The sequence below is a fragment of the Enterobacteriaceae endosymbiont of Donacia dentata genome (assembly GCF_012570745.1).
GTDB lineage: Bacteria > Pseudomonadota > Gammaproteobacteria > Enterobacterales > Enterobacteriaceae.
In genome coordinates this window covers 223556-243370 of the sequence record NZ_CP046212.1, presented here as the reverse complement: position 1 = coordinate 243370, position 19815 = coordinate 223556, and the positions used below count along the sequence as shown (strand labels likewise).

Below are 19815 nucleotides of genomic sequence, written 5' to 3'. Positions count from 1 at the left end.
ATATATTTAATATTAATTTCAGGAGTTAAAATTTTGTTTAATATTTTATATAATATAATAATATTTACTATTACTATAAGTAGTTTAATTATAGTTCATGAATGTGGACATTTTTATATAGCAAGACTCTTTAATACATATGTAGAGTGTTTCTCATTAGGTTTTGGTAAAAAAATTTTTGAATATCATGATAAATATGGGACTAATTATATTATAAGATTAATTCCATTAGGTGGTTATGTCAAAATGCCTGATTTAATAAACAAAAATACTCTTAAATATAATTTTAAAAAATATAAATTTATATTTTTTAATCAATTAAGTTTTTTTAAAAAAATTTTAATTATTTTAGGAGGACCATTTGCAAATATTATTTTTGCAATATTAATTTATTGGTTTATTTTTTTTATAGGATTTCCTATCAAAAAAACCGTTATTAATGAAATTAACTATATTTCAATAGCTAATAATATTGGATTAAAATCAAATTTTGAAATTAAAAAAATTAATGGAGTCAATATTTCTAATTGGAATATTTTTAATATTGAATTAATTAAAAATATTAATAGTAAGAAAAAAATAAATTTAGAAATTAGTAAAATAAATTCAAATATTTTGATTAAAAAAACATTATATATTTATAAAAAATTTATTAAATCTTTAAAAGAAAAAAATTTAATATTTACATTAGGTATTATACCCAAAGGATTAAAAATTATCCCTATTATTAATTATATTATACCTGGATCAATGGCAGAGAAATTAAAATTACATATTGGTGATAAAATCATAAATATAGAAGGGGAAAAATTTACAAATTGGTATAATTTTCAAAAATTTATTTATCAAAATAATAATAAAACTATACATTTTAGTATTAATAGAAATAAAAAAAATGTAAATTTTACTATTTTACCTTCTTTTACCAAATTTAAAAAAAAACATTTTTTAGGATTTTTACCCAAAATTATTAATATAAAAGATACATCAGAAATTATATGTAAATTTAATCTTTTTAAAGCATTACAAAAATCTTTAAAAAAAACTGTTAATTTAACTAAATTAATTTTAAATTCTTTTATAAATCTTTTTTATAATAAAAATAATATTTATAAATTAAATGGACCTATTTCTATAGGTTATATTGCTGGAAAATTAATTCGTAATAATTTTATTTATTATTTTATGTTTTTAGCATTAATAAATATTAATTTAAGTATAATTAATTTATTTCCTCTTCCAATATTAGATGGAGGACAGTTACTTTTTTTATTTTTTGAAAAAATTATAGGTAAAAAAATACCATATAAATTTAAAAAATTAATATATAATATTAGTATAATTATTTTAATTATAATTATGGGGATTACATTTATAAATGATTTTAAACAATTTTAAAAAAAAATTTTTTCTAAAGATAAATCAATACTATAAATATTTATTTATATTTATATTTATTTTAAATATAAATAATATTACTTATGCTACTTCTATAGAAAAAAAACAAAATTTATATTGTATTAATAAAATAATATTTTTTGGTATTAATAGAGCAGAATTAAAAAATTTTATTACTAATATTAATTTATATAAAAAAAAATGTATGTCTAAAAAAGATATATCTGATATTATAAATATATTATTTTATACCAATATGTTTAAAAATATTAGTATTTTTAAATATAAAAATTTAATTTTTATTAAAATTTTAGAAAAACCAATTATTAATAATGTTTCTATTAAAGGTAATAAAATTATTTCTAATGATTTTATTAATTTATTACTTAGTAAATTTAATATAAAAAAAGGAGAAATATTAAATGATGTTTTATTATTTTATTTAAAAAAAAATATTGAATATATATTTTTAAAAAATGGTATGTTCTCTTCTAAAATAAAAATTAGAGTTGTAACAGATATATATAATAAAGCAAATATTCAGATTTTATTTAAAGAAAATAATATTACACAAATTAATGAAATAAATATTATAGGAAATAATAATTATACAAATGATTTTTTATTAAAATATTTAAAATTAAATAATAATTTTTTTTTAAAAAAAGAAAAATATAAAAATAATTTTATTGCAAATATTTTAATTAAATTAAAAAATTTTTATTTAAGTAAAGGATATGTCAATTTTAAAATTCAAAATATTACTCAATACTTATCATTTGATAAAAAAAAACTTAATTTAATAATTAAGATAAAAGAAAATAAAAAATTTTTTTATAATAAAATTATTTTAAATGTAGATAAAAAAAAATATTTTAAACATATAAGAAATATGATTAATATTGTTCCTGGAAATGTATATAATAATAATATAATTTTACAATTAAAATATAAAATTAAAGAATTTTTAAGAAATCATGGATTTTTAAATGCTAAAGTTAAAATAAAAAAACTATTTAATAATAAAAATAATACAATAGATTTAATTTTTAATGTTAAAACACAAAAAAAATTTTATGTAAAAAAAATAGATTTTTTAGGTAATAATTTTACACAGGATTATATTTTAAGAAATGAAGTATTACAAATGGAAGGAACTGTTCTTAATACTCAATTATTAAAAAAAACACAAAAAAAATTATATTTATTAGGTTATTTTGATAAAGTTGAAATTTTTATACATAAAAATCATGATTTAGCAAATACATTAGATGTATTCTTTAAAGTTAAAGAAAAAAATATAGGTGCTTTAAATACTAATTTAGGAATAGGACTTGGTGGAACATTATCATTAGATACTAATATAAAACAAAATAATTTTATAGGAACTGGTTATGATATAGATATTAATTTTAATAAAGATTTTTATCATTCTTATCTGGAATTCTTTATTTTAAAAAATAATGTTTTTCTAAATAGAGTAAATATTGGAATAAAAATTTTTATAAATAAACTTAAAGAAAATAATAATTTTTTCTATGATTTTATTAATAAAAATAAAGGGATACTTGGAATAATAAAATTTTCTATGGATGAAAATACTCTTTTAGAGAGTAATATTGGTTTTATAAAAAATAAAATTAGTAATATTCAACCACAAATAGCTTTATGGCGTTACTTTAAAAGTATAGGATATAAAACATATAATAAATTATATAAAAATTATTTATTGGATGAATTTATTATTAAATACTCATTTTTACATGATGGTTTAAATGATTTTCAAATTCCATTAACTGGAAATTTAATTTCTCTTGATACAGATTTTACAATTCCATTGTATAATAATAATAGAAATTATAAAATAGATTTTAATTACTTACAATATTTTTCTTTAAACTCACGATTTTTACATAACTTTTTAGAAAATAATTCTTTAGTATTTTTACTTAAAAGTCATATTGGTTATGGAAATGGTTTTTTTGGAGGAGAATATCCTTTTTATAAAAATTTTTTATTAGGAGGAACTAATTCAATTCATGGATTTAAAAATAATAGTATTGGACCAAAAGCAGTATATTATTTTTCAAATGGAAATTATTGTAAAAATGGTGGAAAAACTATTTGTTTATCAGATAATGCAATTGGAGGTAATTTTTTAGTTAATATTAATAATGAATTAATTATGCCTGTTCCTTTTTTAAAGGATGAATATAAAGAAAAAATAAAATCTTCTATATTTTTAGATATTGGAAATTTAATAGATACTTCATGGAAAAATGATTATTTATCTAAATTATATAAAATTCCAAATTTTAATAGTTTTTCAAAAATTAAAGCATCAATTGGATTTTCTTTAAAATGGTATTCACCATTTGGAAAAATTACTTTATCTTATGCATATCCATTTAAAATGGAAAATACAGATAAAATTGAATTCTTTCAATTTAATATTTCAAAAATTTGGTAATTTTTATATTATAAATTTAATAAAAAGGTTTAAATAAAATGAAATATTACTTAAAAAGTATAATATTATTAATATTAATTATATGCATATCATATAATAAAGCTTTTTGTTTTACTAAAATAGCTATTATAAATCTTGCAAAAATTTTTCAAATAATCCCTCAAAAAGAAAAAATATTTCAAGAATTAAAAAAAGAAAATAATCAAGAAATTAGAAAAATTCAAAAAATGAAAATATCATTAAAAAATAAAATTAAAAAATTAAAAAATAAAAATTTGTCAAAACAAGTTAAACAAAAAATACAAAAGGAAATAACATATCAAAAAAATTTATTATTTAAAAAAATAATAAATTTTAAAATAAATAATAATAAAAGAGAAAAAAAAGCACGTAATAAAATATTATTTTTTATAAATAAATTAATTAATATTGTTGCAGAAAAAGGTCATTATAATATTATTATAGATATTTCTTTTATATCATATGCTAAAAATGTAAAAGATATAACAAATGATGTTATAGAATTAGCAAATACACAAGCAAATATATTATTTACAATATAAAATATTAAAATTAAATATAAAATAATTATATGAAAATTTTATTTTTTGTTATAAAGAAGAATTATTTTGAATAATAAAAATTATACATTAGATATTAATAAAATTTTATATATTTTACCTCATAGATATCCATTTATTTTAATTGATAAAGTTATAGCATTTAAAAAATTTAAATTTTTAAATGCTATAAAAAATATTTCTATAAATGAACCTTATTTTCAAGGACATTTTCCTAAAAAACCTATTTATCCTGGAGTATTATTACTAGAATCTATGATACAAACTTCAAGTATTCTTTTATATCAAAGTATTAATAAAAAAAAAATTAAAAATAAAGAAATATATTATTTAACAGGTATTGATAATGCACGTTTTAAAAAACCTGCTTTTCCTGGAGATCAAATAATGATTAAAAGTATTTTAGAAAAAAAAAAAAAATATTTTATGAGCTTTTATAGCATAGCTAAAATTAATAATAATATTATTTGTAAAGCAAAAATTATGTGTATGAGAGTCTTAAAAGAAAAATTTTAATTTTCCATTAATTAATTAAATTTAAAAATTTTACATATTCTATGAATTATCCAGAATTTATTCATTTAAATGTACATAGTGATTATTCTATACAAGATGGTTTATCTAAAATAGAGCAAATTGTGAAAAAAGCTTCATTATTAAATATGCCAGCAATAGCAATTACAGATTTTAGTAATATTTTTGGTTTAATAAAATTTTATAAATTTGCCCATAATTTTGGTTTAAAAGCTATTTTTGGAGCAAATTTTAAGATTAAAAATTTAAATAATAATAATCAATATTCAAAATTAACTATATTAGTAATGAATAATATAGGTTATCAAAATTTAAAATTATTAATTTTTGATATTTATAAAAATGGTTATAATGTTAACATTGGACCAATTATAACTTATAATTTACTTAAAAAATATAATAAAGGATTAATTATATTATCAGGTGGAATATATGGAGATATAGGTAAAAATATTTTACAAAAAAATTTTTTTTTAGTAGAAAAAATTATTTTTTTTTATAAAAAATATTTTTATAATCGTTTTTATTTTGAATTAAATCGTACTAATCATATACATGAAGAAAATTATATAAATTTAATTATTAAATTTTCAAATTATTTTTCTATACCTGTTGTTGCAACAAATAATGTACGTTTTTTAAATAAAAAAGATTTTTATGCACATGAAATTCGTATAGCAATTAATAAAAATTATACTTTAAATGAAAGTAAAAAAAAATCTATTTACAGTAAAGAACAATTTCTAAAAAATAGAAAAGAAATGTATCTCTTATTTAAAGACATACCTGAAGCACTAAATAATAGTGTAGAAATTGCTAAAAGATGTAATGTTTTTTTAAATTTAGGTAATTATATTTTACCAAATTTTTTAAAAATAACAAATATAACACCAAAAGATTATCTAATTAAAAAAGCTTGTATAGGTTTAAAACAAAGATTAAAAATTTTATATACAGATTTTAATTTATTAAAAACAAAGAAAATAAAATATACAAAAAGATTAAATTTAGAATTAGATATTATCAATAAGATGGGGTTTTCTAGTTATTTTCTCATAGTTATGGAATTTGTTCAATGGGCAAAAAAAAATAATATACCTGTAGGTCCTGCAAGAGGTTCAGGAGCTGGTTCATTAGTTGCTTATGTTTTAAATATTACAAATTTAGATCCAATAAAATTTGATTTAATATTTGAAAGATTTTTAAATACTGAAAGAGTTTCACTACCAGATTTTGATATTGATTTTTGTATGGAAAAGCGTGATTTAGTTATTAATCATGTAAAAGAAATATATGGTACTGAATCAGTATCTCAAATTATAACATTTGGAACTATGACAGCAAAATCTGTTATAAAAGATGTTGGTAGAGTTTTAGGATATCCATATGATTTTCTTAATCGTATTTCAAAATTAATACCTTTAGACGTAGGACTCAGTTTAAAAAAAGCTTTTATAAATAATAAAAAATTATTTAATTTATATAAATCTGATATTAATATTAAGGAATTAGTAAATACTTCTTTAAAGTTAGAAGGAACAATAAGAAATATTGGTAAACATGCAGGTGGAGTTGTTATATCTCCGGATAATATTACAAAATATACAACAATATACTGTGATGATAATGGTAAAAATATAGTAACTCAATTTGATAAAAATGATATAGAAGATATTGGTTTAGTTAAATTTGATTTTTTAGGATTAAGAACTTTAACTGTAATTAATCATACATTAAGTATAATTAATAAAAAAAGATTTACAAAAAAACAGAAATTAATAAATATTAATAATATTAATTTAGATGATAAAAATATTTTTTGTTTTTTAAAAACTGCTAGAACTACAGGTATATTTCAATTAGAATCAAAAGGTATTAAAAAATTAATAAGACAATTAAAACCTGATAATTTTGAAGATTTAATTGCTCTATTAGCTTTATTTCGTCCAGGACCATTACAATCTGGTATGGTCGAGAATTTTATTAATAGAAAACATGGTAGAGAAATTATATCATATCCTGATGCAAATTGGCAACATGAAAAATTGAAACCAATATTACAATCTACATATGGCATTATTCTATATCAAGAACAAGTGATGAAAATAGTTCAAATATTAGCAGGATATAGTTTAGGAGAAGCTGATATTTTAAGAAGAGTAATAAGTAAAAAACAACATGAAAAAATGTTAGAACAAAGAAAACGTTTTTTACAAGGTTCTAAAAAAATGAAAATTAATAATATTTTATCTATGAAAATTTTTGATTATTTAGAAAAATTTTCTTCATATGGATTTAATAAATCTCATTCTGCTGGATATGCTCTAATATCTTACCAAACTTTATGGTTAAAATTTTATTATCCTTCAGAATTTATGGCTGCTGTTTTAACATCAGAAATGGATAATACCAATAAAATTATTAATTTAATATCTGAATGTAAAAATATGAAAATTAATATTTTACCTCCTAATATTAATTATAGTTTATACAAATTTGATGTTAATGAACATAATGATATTATATATGGGTTAGGAGCAATAAAAGGAATTGGAAAACAACAAGCATATAATATACTGAATATTCGAAAAAAGATCGGACTTTTTAAGTCTATACTTGATTTTTTTATTAAAATAGATTTTAAAAAAATAAATAAAAGAATTTTAGAAGTATTAATAACATCTGGATCATTAGACTGTTTTAAGATTAATAGAGGAGTTTTAATAAATAATTTAGAAAAAATTATAAGAATGATTAATAAATATTTACAAGAAAAAAAGACAGGACAAATAGATTTTTTTAATACAAATAATAAAAAATTAATCATTGATATCAATTCTATGAGTACTAATATAAAACATTTTTGGTCTAAAAAAAATATTTTAATAAAAGAAAAAAACATCTTAGGATTTTATTTAACAGGTCATCCAATATACATTTATTTTCAAGAAATTATGTTTTATACTCAAAATAAAAGTATTAATAATATACTTATTAATTATAAAAAACATATTTATTTACCTATAAAAATAGGAGGAATAATTAGTAATATACGTACTTCCTATAATAAAAAAAAACAAAAAATTTTAATTTTTAATTTAGATGATAGTTCTAATATAATTGAAGTACATATTTTGTTAAATAAATTAAATAATAATCTAATTATATTAAATAATATAGTAATAATACATGGAATTATATATTTTAATAATTTTTTAAAATTATTTATATGTGATGCTTTTTATATAATAGATATTGAACAAGCTAGAAAAAAATATTTACATAATATAAATATTATTTTTATGAATAATTTTTTTTTAAAAAAAAAATTTTTTTTAAAAAATCTTAAAAAATTAATTTTTTTTGAAAAAAATGATAATAAAAATTTAGTACAAATATATTTTTATTATAATAATTTTGGGATTAAAAAAAAAATTTTTTTTAAAAAATCTTATTATATTTCTATTAAAGAAAATAAATTCATTTATTTATTATATAATGATAATATTAAGTTTGAATTTAGTTAAGTTAATTCAATTAAATTTAAATTTTATAAATTTAATAAAATATTTTATTATAAATGAAATTATGTTAATAACAAATGAAACACAATTAATATTGTATAAATTTAAAAAAATATTAGTAGCATATAGTGGAGGAATAGATTCTACAGTATTATTATATAATTTAATACAATTAAAAAAAAAATATCAAATTATATTAAGAGTTATTCACATAAATCACAACCTAAATGTTTTATCAAATAATTGGTTAAAAACATGTATGTTACAATGTAAAAAATGGAACGTTTTTTTTATAAATAAAAACGTAAAAATAAAAAAAACAAACAACATAGAAAAATATGCTAGAACAAAAAGATATAAAATTTTTCAGGATATTATTAAAAAAGATGAAGTTTTAGTAACTGCTCATAATTTAGATGATCAGTGTGAAACTTTTTTACTTTCTTTAAAAAGAGGAAGTGGACCTAAAGGATTATCAGGGATGTCTAAAATAACTATATTAAATAATATAAAATTATTTCGTCCTTTCTTAGAAATAACTAGACATCAAATATATACATATGCTATAAAAAAAAAATTAAATTGGATAGAAGATCCTAGTAATAAAGATATAAAATATGATCGTAATTTTTTAAGAAATGTTATTTTACCTAAAATTACAAATAGATGGTCTTTTTTTAAAAATTCAGTTTATAGATCTTCAATAATTTGTCAAGAACAAGAAAAACTTTTAACAGACTTAATTAATCCAATATTAAAAAAATTAATACAAGAAAATAATAGTTTATTAATTACTCCATTATATAAATTTAGTATAATAAAAAGAAATTTTATACTTAGAAAATGGATTGAATATAATAAATTTTATTATATGCCTTCTAGAAAAATGCTATTTATTATATGGAATGAAGTAATTTGTTGTAAAAATAATAAAAATCCACAAATTAAAATAGGTAAATATATAATTCGTAAATATAAAGATTATTTATATTGTGTAAAATATTTTGATAATTTACAAAATATTTTATTAAAATGGGATAATTTAAATATTCCATTTGTATTACCTAATAAATTAGGAAAATTAATAATTTTAAATATTAATATAAATTATAAAAATTTATCGATATATATAAGAAAACCAAAAATTTATGAAATAATATATATAAAATTTAATATTTCGGGTAAATATTATTTAAATAATTTTAAATATAAAAAAAATATAAATGATATATGGAAAAATTTATTAATTCCTAAATGGAAAAGAGAACAAATACCATTATTATTTTATAATAATAAATTTATTGCCGACCTAGAAAATAATTTGATTACACAAGAAGGTAAAGCTTCTTTAAATAAAGAAAATAATTTTTTTATTTTTTGGGAAAAAAAATATTAAAACATTTATTTAATTTAAGTTTTTTTAAAATAAAATCAATAATTAAATCTAAAGCAATAATATTTTGAAATCCTGTTTTTCTATATTTATATTCGATATTATTATTAATAATATTTTTATTATTAATAATAATAATATGTGGGACTCCAATAATATCTATATCTGAAAACATAACACCAGGATTCTCTTTCCTATTGTCTAATAAAACTTTTATACCTAATGAAATAAATTTTTTATAAATGAAAAAAGATTTTTTTTTAACTATAGGATAGTTATACATATTAATAGGAATAATTGCTACTACAAAAGGAGCTAATAATGAATTAGGCCAATATATACCTTTTGAATCAAAATTTTGTTCTATAACAGCAGCAATTAATCTTGATATTCCAATTCCATAACATCCCATATATAATTTTTTTTTGATTTTTTTTTTATTATATATATAAACATTCATTGAATCAGAATATTTTTTTCCAATTTTAAAAATATGAGCTATTTCTATACTATTTTTAATTTTTATTCTATTTTGTTGATTAAAAGTTAAATTATTTTTTAAATGATTATTTAAAAAATAATTATTTTTTTTATCTAAAAATATTTTATTTTCTCCATTTTTTGAAAAAATATGAAATTCATGAGAAATATTTCCTCCAATAAAACTATTATCTGCTTGTACTATACAATAATTTATTTTTATTAAATCAAAAATTTTTTTATAAGTATTTAATACAATTTTATATGTTTGTTGTAAACATTTTTTATTCATATGAAATGAATAACTATCTTTCATAATAAATTCTTTAGAACGTATAACTCCTAAACGAGATCTAATTTCATCTCTAAATTTTGTTTGTATTTGATATAAATGAATAGGTAATAATTTATAAGATTTAATTTCATGAGTTATTAAGTAATTAATAACCTCTTCATGAGTAGGACCTAAAATAAAATTTTTTTTTTTACGATCTAAAATTTTTAATAACTCGTCACCATAATCATTTATGCGTCCACTTGTTTCCCAAAGATTACTAGGATGTATTATTGGTAATAATAATTCTATTGCATTTATATTATTCATTGAAAACCGTATTATTTTTTCAAAATTTTTAATTACTCTTAATCCAGTTGGTAACCAAATATATATTCCAGAAGATAATTTTTTAATCATTCCAGCTTTAATCATTAAAGAATAACTATCTTTTTTATTTTGATTATATATTCTATTTTTAGATGTAAAAAATAAATAATTAGTAGTTAACACTCAAACCTCTTTTAAAAATTAATTATTAATAAATAATATTATTTTTTTTATAATTTAAATAATTTAACCAATTTAAAAATAATAAATTACCATGACTTTTCCAATTAATTTGAGGTATTAAATTTGGATTATTTAATGGATAATAATTATAAGGTATTTTAATATTTTTTTTATCTTTTTTTAAATCATTTAAATATTCTTCATGTATTGTTAAAGAATCATATTCTGGATGTCCAGTAACAAATACATATTTATTATTTTTACTAGTAAAAAGATAAATACCAGCTTCTTTTGAAGCTGAAATAATTTTAAAATTATTATAATTTTTAATAAAATTTAAAGAAAAATTAGAATATCTTGAATGCGGTACAAAAAAATAATCATCAAAACCTTTCGTTAAAAAATTATTTTTTAATAAAATATTATGCTTAAATATACCTAATAATTTATTTTTATTAATATTTTTAGGGATATTATATAATATATTTAATACAGCTTGTACAGACCAACATATGGATAAAATAGAATTAACATGATCTTGTGCCCAATATATAATTTTTACAAATTCTTTCCAATATCTAACATTGATAAAATCAATTAGACCTAAAGGAGCTCCTGTAATAATTAATCCATCATAATATTTACTAGATATTTGATCTAAATTAAGATAAAATTTTTTAATATGATTTATTGATGATTTATTAGATGATTTTTCATCATGAACACATAATAAAGATAAATCTATTAATAATGAAGAATGAGATAACAACCTAATTATTTGATTTTCTGTTTCAATTTTTTTAAACATTAAATTTAATAAAATAATTTTAATTTTATTTGAATATTTTTTATTTGAAATTTTTTGTAATAAAAATATATTTTCTTTTTTTAAAAAATTAATAGCAGGTAATTTTTTTATAACTAAAACTGGCATATTCCTTTATTCCTTTATTAAATATTTATATATAAAACTATATTAAAATTATTAAAAATTAAATTTTTTATCAAAATAAAAAAATATTTAAATAAAAGCATATTACTCTTTTTAAAAATAAGAGAACTTATGTTTTTTATGTAAAGTTATATCATATACTCCTTTAATACTAGGAAAATTATTTAATAATTCTTTTTCTATTTTGTTTTTAAGAGTATATTGACTCATAGCACAACCTTGACAACCACCATGAAATTCTAATAATAAAATATTATTTATGGTTATTTCTTTTAAAATAATAAAACCACCATGTAATAATAATTTAGGATTAATAACATTTTTTATAAAAATTTGAATGTTTTTTTTTAAATCTTTTATTTTTACATTATTTTTTTTATATTTTTTTTTTAGAATAACAAATTCTAATTTTGAAAATAATTTTTTTTGTATAAAATCAATTTTAACATTTTCCAAAAATTTAAAACTATTTATTTCTATAAATATAGAAAATTTGTTAAATTTTAATTTAATATCATCATTTTTAATCTTTTTTATATTACAAAAAGAAATATTACCCTTAAAAAGGTTATTTTTTTTAAAAACTAAAATTCTAATACATGTATTAATATCTTTGTTAGATAATAAATTTAAAAAATATTTTTGAGCTGCTTCTGTAATTTGTAACATAATTAAAAATAATTAAAATTGTTAAAGTATCTCTTTTAAATAATATATTGTTTTAAAAAAAAAACAATATATTAATAATATATTTTTATAAAAAAATATTTTAAATATTAATTATTTATTATAAAATATAATTAAATCTATTATTTAATTACTTTATTTTCTGATATATAAAGATTAATGAGAAATAATATATGCGTCCAATGCTTAATATTGCTATACGTATAATACGTAATATTGGTAATATAATTATTAAAAATTATGAAATACAAAATATAAATTTAAATTATGATGAATATAATACTAATTTATTTATTAAAAAAATTAATAAATATTTAAATAATATGATTACTAAAGTAATTTATAATACATATGCAAAAAATGTTACTTTTTTATATAAAAAAAATTTTTTTATTTTTAAATATGATAAAACTGTATGGATTATAAATCCTTTAGATGGAATTATGAATTTTTTAAAAAAATTACCTCATTTTTCAATATCTATTGCTATTTGTATAAAAGGAAAAACTGAAATTTCTTTAATATATGATCCATTAAGAAATGATTTGTTTACAGCAATAAGAGGACAAAATGCTCAACTAAATGGTTATAAATTACGTTGTGATAAATATTTTCAAAAAAAAAATTTATTATTTGCTTTAAATACTAATTATATTTTTTTAAAAAAAAAAAAAAATGTTAATTTAATTAATTTATTTATTGAAAATTCAATTTCGCTTAGAATAAGTGGTTCTATTTCCTTGGATTTAGCATATTTAGCTGCAAATAAAATTGATTGTTATTTAAATAATGATGTAGAAGATTTTAATTATTTACTTGCAGGAGAATTAATTATTAAAGAATCAGGAGGATTAATAACTGATTTTTTAGGTAATTGTAATTATAAAAATTCTACTAACATATTGGCAGGTAATACTGATATTATAAAATTAGTAATTTCTAAAATCAATAATTAATAAATTATAATTATTTTTTAATAAAAAAATTATTTAACTATAAATATATAAAAAATATAATTTTTTTTATAAAATTAAAATTTTGGACATATTAAAATGATTATAGAAAAAATAAAAAATAAAATTAAATGTAAATTAAAACCTATATATTTAAAAATTAATAATAATAATTCTAGCAATGATAATGATATAACTGATTTAATCACTCATTTAGAAATTATTATTGTTAGTAATTTTTTTATTAAAAAAAAATTAATTGATAGACACAGATTAATATATCACATCATAAAAGATGTATTAAAAAATATTCATTCATTATCATTATATACTTATACATTAAATGAATGGAAAAATAATGAAAATATATAAATATGAAAATATTTATAATTTATATATTAGATAATTTTTTAAAAAGGATATAATTTTGTACAAAAAAAATAATAAATTTTTTAAAGAGCATCAAATAAATACAATTCCAATTGTAATTGAACAAACATCTAGAGGAGAAAGATCATATGATATTTTTTCTCGATTATTAAAAGAACGTATTATTTTTTTAACTGGTGCTATTGAAGATAGCATGGCAAATTTAATAATTGCACAAATATTATTTTTAGAATCAGAAAATTCAAATAAAGATATATTTATTTATATAAATAGTCCTGGAGGTGTTATTACATCAGGTATGTCTATCTATGATACTATGCAATTTGTTAAATCAGATATCAGTACACTTTGTATAGGACAGGCTTGTTCAATGGCAGCTTTTTTATTATCAGCTGGAAATAAAAATAAAAGATTTTGTTTACCTAATGCTAGAATAATGATACATCAACCAATAGGAAGTTATCAAGGTCAAGTAACTGATATAGAAATTCAAACTCAAGAAATTTTAAGAATAAAAAATTGTCTAAATAAACTTTTTTCATTACATACAGGAAAACCTATTAAAATTATTGAAAAAGATACTAATAGAGATAAATTTTTAACAGCTAAAGAAGCAATAGAATATGGATTAATAGATAATATTATTTCTAGTAAAAATAATATTAATACTTAATTTTATAAGATTATAATTATAAAATTTATTATTTATTTATTTTTTAATGAGGTTTTTAATGATAAAAAAAAAGGAGAATTCAGATAAAATATTATATTGTTCTTTTTGTAAAAAAAAACAAGATGAAATTAATAAATTAATATCAAGTGATAATGAAGCTCATATTTGTAATGAATGTATTATTTTATGTAATAATATTTTACAAAAAGAGGAACAAAAACAATATAAAAATTTTAATAAAAATGATTATTTAAATTTACTTACTCCACACAAAATTTTTAACTATTTAAATAATTATGTTATTAGTCAATCAAAAGCTAAAAAGATACTTTCAGTATCAGTATATAATCATTATAAAAAATTAAAGAATTATAATAAAAAAAATAATATTATAGGGAAAAGTAATATTCTTTTAATAGGACCTACTGGAAGTGGAAAAACATTATTAGCTGAAACATTAGCACATTTTCTTGATGTACCTTTTGCAATTGCAGATGCAACTACTTTAACAGAAGCTGGATATGTAGGAGAAGATGTAGAAAATGTTATTCAAAAATTACTACAAAATGCTAATTATGATATAAAAAAAACAGAAAATGGTATTGTATATATTGATGAAATTGATAAAATTGCGCGTAAATCAGAAAATGTTTCTATAACAAGAGATGTTTCTGGTGAAGGTGTCCAACAAGCTTTATTAAAATTAATTGAAGGTACAATTGCTTCTATACCACCACAAGGTGGACGTAAACATCCACAACAAGAATTTATTAAAATAAATACTAAAAATATATTATTTATTTGTGCTGGATCTTTTTATGGACTAGAAAAAATTATTTTAAATCGCTTAAATAATTCTAGTAAAATAGGGTTTCATATTAAAAAAGCAGAAAGTTTAAATAAATTTTCAAACAAGTATAAAATTTTTGAAAAAATTTTACCTGAAGATTTAATAAAATTCGGATTAATACCTGAATTTATAGGACGTCTACCTGTCATAGTTTCATTAAATGAATTAGATAAAAAAAAATTAATAAAAATTTTATTAGAACCTAAAAATTCCCTTATTAAACAATATAAAACTTTATTTGAATATGAAAATATTAAATTAAAATTTAATAATGATGCTATTGAATCAATAGCTGAAAAAGCGGTATTATTAAATACCGGAGCTAGAGGATTAAGATCTATTTTAGAAAAAGCATTATTAAATATAATGTATGATACACCATCAATAAAAAATATAAGTAAAATTATAATTAATAGTCAAGTTATTAATAATATTTCTGAACCTATTATAGAATATAAAAATAATAGTTAAAAATTTAATTTTATTTTTTAAAAAATATAATTAATCTTAATTTTATATATAAAAATATATTTTAAAATATAATTATAATAAAGAGAAAAATTTATGAATTCTGAAATTTCAGAACGTATTGTGATTCCTGTATTACCACTACGTGATGTAGTAGTGTATCCTCATATGGTAATTCCTTTATTTATTGGTAGAAAAAAATCTATTCGTTGTTTAGAAGCAGCGATGAATAATGATAAAAAAATTATGTTAGTTGCACAAAAAGATGCATCTAATGATAATCCTAATATTAACGATCTATTTAGTGTTGGAACAATTACTTCTATTTTACAAATGTTAAAATTACCTGATGGAACAGTAAAAATATTAGTGGAAGGTTTATATAGAGCAAAAATAACAATTTTATCAGATAATGGTAATTATTTTACAGCTGAAATAGAGTATTTATCTTCTCCTATTCTTGAAGTTAAAGAACAAGAAATCTTAATAAGAACAGCTATTAATCAATTTGAAAATTATACTAAACTAAATAAAAAAATTCCTCCAGAAGTTTTAAACTCTTTAAATAATATTAATAATGCAGCTAAATTAGCAGATACTATAGCTGCACATATGACTTTAAAATTATCTAATAAACAATTAATATTAGAAATGTCAAATATTAATGAAAGATTAGAATATTTAATGGCTATAATGGAATCAGAAATTGAATTACTACAAGTGGAAAAAAAAATTCGTAATAGAGTTAAGAAACAAATGGAAAAAAGTCAAAAAGAATATTATTTAAATGAACAAATAAAAGCTATACAAAAAGAACTAGGAGAAACAGATGAATATTTTGATGAAAATAAAATATTAAAGAAAAAAATAAAATTAGTAAAAATGCCTAAAGAAGCGGAAGAAAAAACTTATGCTGAATTAAAAAAATTAAAAATGATGTCTCCTATGTCAGCAGAAGCAACAGTTGTAAGAGGATATATAGAATGGATGATACAAATTCCATGGAATATAAAAAGTAGATTAAAAAAAAATTTATGTAAAGCTAAAAAAATATTAGATCAAGATCATTTTGGTTTAGAATCTGTTAAAGAACATATTTTAGAATATTTAGCAGTTCAAAATAGATCTAATAAAATTAGAGGACCAATTCTATGTTTAGTAGGTCCTCCTGGAGTTGGAAAAACATCATTGGGAAAATCTATAGCAAAAGCAACAGGAAGAAAATTTATTAAAATAGCATTAGGAGGAATAAAAGATGAAGGAGAAATAAGAGGACATCGTCGTACATACGTAGGTTCTATGCCTGGTAAAATTATACAAAAGATAGTTAAATCTGGGGTAAAAAATCCATTATTATTATTAGATGAAATAGATAAAATTTCATATGATATGAGAGGAGATCCAGCAGCAGCATTATTAGAAGTCTTAGATCCTGAACAAAATATTACTTTTAATGATCATTATCTTGAAATAGATTATGATCTATCTAATGTTATGTTTGTAGCAACTTCAAATTCTGCTATTAATATACCATTACCTCTTTTAGATAGAATGGAAGTTATTAAAATATCTGGTTATACAGAAGATGAAAAATTAAGCATAGCACAAAAATATTTATTACCTAAACAATTTAAAAATAATGCTTTAAAAGAAAAAGAATTATTAATAAATGATAAGGCAATTATAGATATAATAAGATATTATACTAGGGAATCTGGTGTTAGAGGATTAGAAAGAACGTTATCTACTTTATGTAGAAAAACTGTAAAAATAATTCTAACAGAAAAAAATATTAAATCAATTAAAATAGATAATTCTAATTTAAAAAATTATTTAGGTGTACAAAAATTTGATTATGGAAAAGCAGAAAATGAAAATCTTATAGGACAAGTTACTGGATTAGCATGGACAGAAGTTGGAGGAGAATTATTAACAATTGAAACAGTATGTATACCGGGTAAAGGTAAATTAACTTATACAGGATCTTTAGGTGAAGTTATGCAAGAATCAATACAAACTGCCTTAACTGTAGTAAAAGCAAGAACAAAAAAATTAAATATTGACACTAAATTTTATAAAAATATAGATATTCACGTACATGTTCCAGAAGGAGCTACACCAAAAGATGGTCCTAGTGCTGGAATATCTATGTGTACAGCTCTTGTATCAAGTTTAACTAATAATCCTGTAAAAGCAAATGTAGCTATGACTGGAGAAATTACTTTAAGAGGACAAGTTCTTGCAATTGGTGGATTAAAAGAAAAATTATTAGCTGCTCATAGAGGTGGTATTAATATTGTTTTAATCCCAGAACAAAATAAAAGAAATTTAGAAGATATACCAAAAAATATTATTACAGATTTAAAGATTTTTCCAGTAAAAAATATTGAAGAGGTATTATCATTAGCTTTACAAAATAAACCATTTAAAATTTAAATAAATAATTATTTTTAAATAATTTTTATACAAAAATATTTTTAATAAAAAAATACTTATTATGTTAGAAAAAATAGTTAATTTAACGAAGAAACTTATTAAGTGTCGCTCTATTAGTCCTTTTGATGCAGGATGTCAAAATATATTAATAAAAATTTTAAAAAAATTAAATTTTCATATTAAATTAATTAATATTAAAAATACAAAGAATTTTTGGGCATTTCATAATGGAAATAATAATAATAACAATACTTTAGTTTTTGCTGGACACACAGATGTTGTATCTCCAGGTAATATTAAAGAATGGAAATTTGATCCTTTTAAAGCTGTTATAAAAAACAATATATTATATGGAAGAGGAACTTGTGATATGAAAGGATCTTTAGCCGCAATGATTATTGCGGTTGAGACATTTATTACAAAATATCCTATTTATAATGGTCGTTTAGCTTTTATTATAACTTCTGATGAAGAAGGTAATGCAAAAAATGGTACTATTCAAGTTATTAATAAATTAATAAAAAAAAAAGAAAAATTAGATTATTGTATAATAGGAGAACCTACAAGTAATAAAGTTATAGGTGATAATATTAAAAATGGAAGAAGAGGATCTTTAAATGTTAAATTAAAAATTATAGGTGTTCAAGGTCATGTTGCATATCATAATTTAGCTAAAAATCCTATACACATGGTCATACCTGTATTACAAAAATTAATATTAACTAAATGGAGTAAAAAAAATTTTTTATTTCCAGAAACTAGTATGCAAATAACAAGAATTAGTTCTGATATAAAAAATACTAATGTTATACCAGGAAATATTATTTTATATATAAATTTTAGATTTAATAATAAAATATCTTATAAAGATATACTAAAAAAATTAGATAGTATTATAAAAAAATATATTATTTTTTATAAGATAGAATGGAATTTATCAGGATTACCTTTTTTAAGTGTTTATAATCCCTTAAAAAAAAATAAAAATCTATTAAAAATAGTAAAAAAAAGTATTAATTTAATAAATAATATTAATACAAAAGTAATTAATAATGGAGGAACTTCTGATGGAAGATTTATTATTAAAACTGGAACTCAAATAGTGGAATTAGGTTTAATTAATTCTACTATTCATAAAATTAATGAATGTGTATGTATTAATGATTTAAATATAATATATAAAATATATTATAAAATAATTAAAGAAATTTTAACTTTATAAATTTTATTTTAAAATAT

Annotated in this window: 15 protein-coding genes; 12 read left to right on the top strand and 3 right to left on the bottom strand. The window is 18.0% G+C overall.

Features of this window, described 5'->3' with window-relative positions:
* Positions 1–33: 33 nt before the first annotated feature.
* The 6 genes from rseP to tilS all read left to right on the top strand — a co-directional run bounded on the left by rseP (position 34) and on the right by tilS (position 9903).
* Entirely contained in the window at positions 34–1398 is a 1365-nt protein-coding gene (gene rseP, locus GJT90_RS01100) for an RIP metalloprotease RseP (RefSeq protein ID WP_168920059.1), read from the top strand.
* On the top strand, positions 1379–3868 hold the full coding sequence (bamA, locus tag GJT90_RS01095; RefSeq protein WP_168920058.1) for an outer membrane protein assembly factor BamA: 2490 nt from the start codon (positions 1379–1381) through the stop codon (positions 3866–3868). Before rseP ends, bamA begins: the two co-directional genes overlap by 20 nt.
* A 38-nt stretch (positions 3869–3906) precedes the next feature.
* Complete coding sequence (locus GJT90_RS01090) at positions 3907–4431, top strand: OmpH family outer membrane protein (protein ID WP_168920057.1); 525 nt, start codon at positions 3907–3909, stop codon at positions 4429–4431.
* Positions 4432–4497: 66 nt separating this feature from the next.
* The gene (gene fabZ / locus GJT90_RS01085) at positions 4498–4965 is read left to right on the top strand and encodes a 3-hydroxyacyl-ACP dehydratase FabZ (protein ID WP_168920056.1); all 468 of its coding nucleotides are present in this window, start codon (positions 4498–4500) and stop codon (positions 4963–4965) included.
* A 41-nt stretch (positions 4966–5006) separates the two neighbouring features.
* Entirely contained in the window at positions 5007–8510 is a 3504-nt protein-coding gene (dnaE, locus tag GJT90_RS01080; protein WP_168920055.1) for a DNA polymerase III subunit alpha, read from the top strand.
* Between the two features lie 61 nt (positions 8511–8571).
* A complete protein-coding gene (gene tilS, locus GJT90_RS01075; RefSeq protein ID WP_168920054.1) occupies positions 8572–9903 on the top strand; it encodes a tRNA lysidine(34) synthetase TilS in 1332 nt (443 codons plus the stop codon).
* On the opposite strand, the gene GJT90_RS01070 is transcribed toward tilS, so the two are convergent.
* From GJT90_RS01070 to GJT90_RS01060, 3 genes are all read right to left on the bottom strand, one after another.
* Entirely contained in the window at positions 9878–11167 is a 1290-nt protein-coding gene (locus GJT90_RS01070) for an aminoacyl--tRNA ligase-related protein (protein ID WP_168920053.1), read from the bottom strand. The two genes, tilS and GJT90_RS01070, sit on opposite strands and share 26 nt — an antisense overlap.
* 25 nt (positions 11168–11192) lie before the next feature.
* On the bottom strand, positions 11193–12101 hold the full coding sequence (locus tag GJT90_RS01065; RefSeq protein ID WP_168920052.1) for a homoserine O-succinyltransferase: 909 nt from the start codon (positions 12099–12101) through the stop codon (positions 11193–11195).
* Between the two features lie 111 nt (positions 12102–12212).
* Positions 12213–12788 carry a NifU family protein gene (locus GJT90_RS01060; RefSeq protein ID WP_168920051.1) on the bottom strand — a complete coding sequence of 192 codons (576 nt, stop codon included), beginning with the start codon at positions 12786–12788 and terminating at the stop codon, positions 12213–12215.
* A 191-nt stretch (positions 12789–12979) separates the two neighbouring features.
* Here GJT90_RS01060 and GJT90_RS01055 point away from each other — a divergent pair, with 191 nt between their 5' ends.
* From GJT90_RS01055 to dapE, 6 genes are all read left to right on the top strand, one after another.
* Positions 12980–13762, top strand: a complete 783-nt coding sequence (locus GJT90_RS01055; RefSeq protein WP_168920050.1) for an inositol monophosphatase family protein — start codon at positions 12980–12982, stop codon at positions 13760–13762.
* A gap of 96 nt (positions 13763–13858) precedes the next feature.
* Entirely contained in the window at positions 13859–14131 is a 273-nt protein-coding gene (locus GJT90_RS01050; RefSeq protein ID WP_168920049.1) for a BolA family protein, read from the top strand.
* A gap of 55 nt (positions 14132–14186) precedes the next feature.
* Positions 14187–14822 carry an ATP-dependent Clp endopeptidase proteolytic subunit ClpP gene (gene clpP / locus GJT90_RS01045; protein ID WP_246223061.1) on the top strand — a complete coding sequence of 212 codons (636 nt, stop codon included), beginning with the start codon at positions 14187–14189 and terminating at the stop codon, positions 14820–14822.
* Between the two features lie 58 nt (positions 14823–14880).
* Positions 14881–16143, top strand: a complete 1263-nt coding sequence (clpX, locus tag GJT90_RS01040) for an ATP-dependent Clp protease ATP-binding subunit ClpX (protein WP_425482527.1) — start codon at positions 14881–14883, stop codon at positions 16141–16143.
* 93 nt (positions 16144–16236) lie between these two features.
* The gene (lon, locus tag GJT90_RS01035) at positions 16237–18576 is read left to right on the top strand and encodes an endopeptidase La (RefSeq protein WP_168920047.1); all 2340 of its coding nucleotides are present in this window, start codon (positions 16237–16239) and stop codon (positions 18574–18576) included.
* 61 nt (positions 18577–18637) lie between these two features.
* A complete protein-coding gene (dapE, locus tag GJT90_RS01030; protein ID WP_168920046.1) occupies positions 18638–19798 on the top strand; it encodes a succinyl-diaminopimelate desuccinylase in 1161 nt (386 codons plus the stop codon).
* Positions 19799–19815 lie beyond the last annotated feature (17 nt).

Bases quoted from the DNA above. Each gene is read 5' to 3' on its own strand.
- GJT90_RS01065 (WP_168920052.1), bottom strand. From the start codon at position 12,101: ATGCCAGTTTTAGTTATAAAAAAATTACCTGCTATTAATTTTTTAAAA.
- GJT90_RS01090 (WP_168920057.1), top strand. From the start codon at position 3,907: ATGAAATATTACTTAAAAAGTATAATATTATTAATATTAATTATATGC.
- tilS (WP_168920054.1), top strand. From the start codon at position 8,572: ATGTTAATAACAAATGAAACACAATTAATATTGTATAAATTTAAAAAA.
- dapE (WP_168920046.1), top strand. From the start codon at position 18,638: ATGTTAGAAAAAATAGTTAATTTAACGAAGAAACTTATTAAGTGTCGC.
- dnaE (WP_168920055.1), top strand. From the start codon at position 5,007: ATGAATTATCCAGAATTTATTCATTTAAATGTACATAGTGATTATTCT.
- GJT90_RS01055 (WP_168920050.1), top strand. From the start codon at position 12,980: ATGCGTCCAATGCTTAATATTGCTATACGTATAATACGTAATATTGGT.
- lon (WP_168920047.1), top strand. From the start codon at position 16,237: ATGAATTCTGAAATTTCAGAACGTATTGTGATTCCTGTATTACCACTA.
- GJT90_RS01060 (WP_168920051.1), bottom strand. From the start codon at position 12,788: ATGTTACAAATTACAGAAGCAGCTCAAAAATATTTTTTAAATTTATTA.
- clpX (WP_425482527.1), top strand. From the start codon at position 14,881: ATGATAAAAAAAAAGGAGAATTCAGATAAAATATTATATTGTTCTTTT.
- GJT90_RS01050 (WP_168920049.1), top strand. From the start codon at position 13,859: ATGATTATAGAAAAAATAAAAAATAAAATTAAATGTAAATTAAAACCT.
- bamA (WP_168920058.1), top strand. From the start codon at position 1,379: ATGATTTTAAACAATTTTAAAAAAAAATTTTTTCTAAAGATAAATCAA.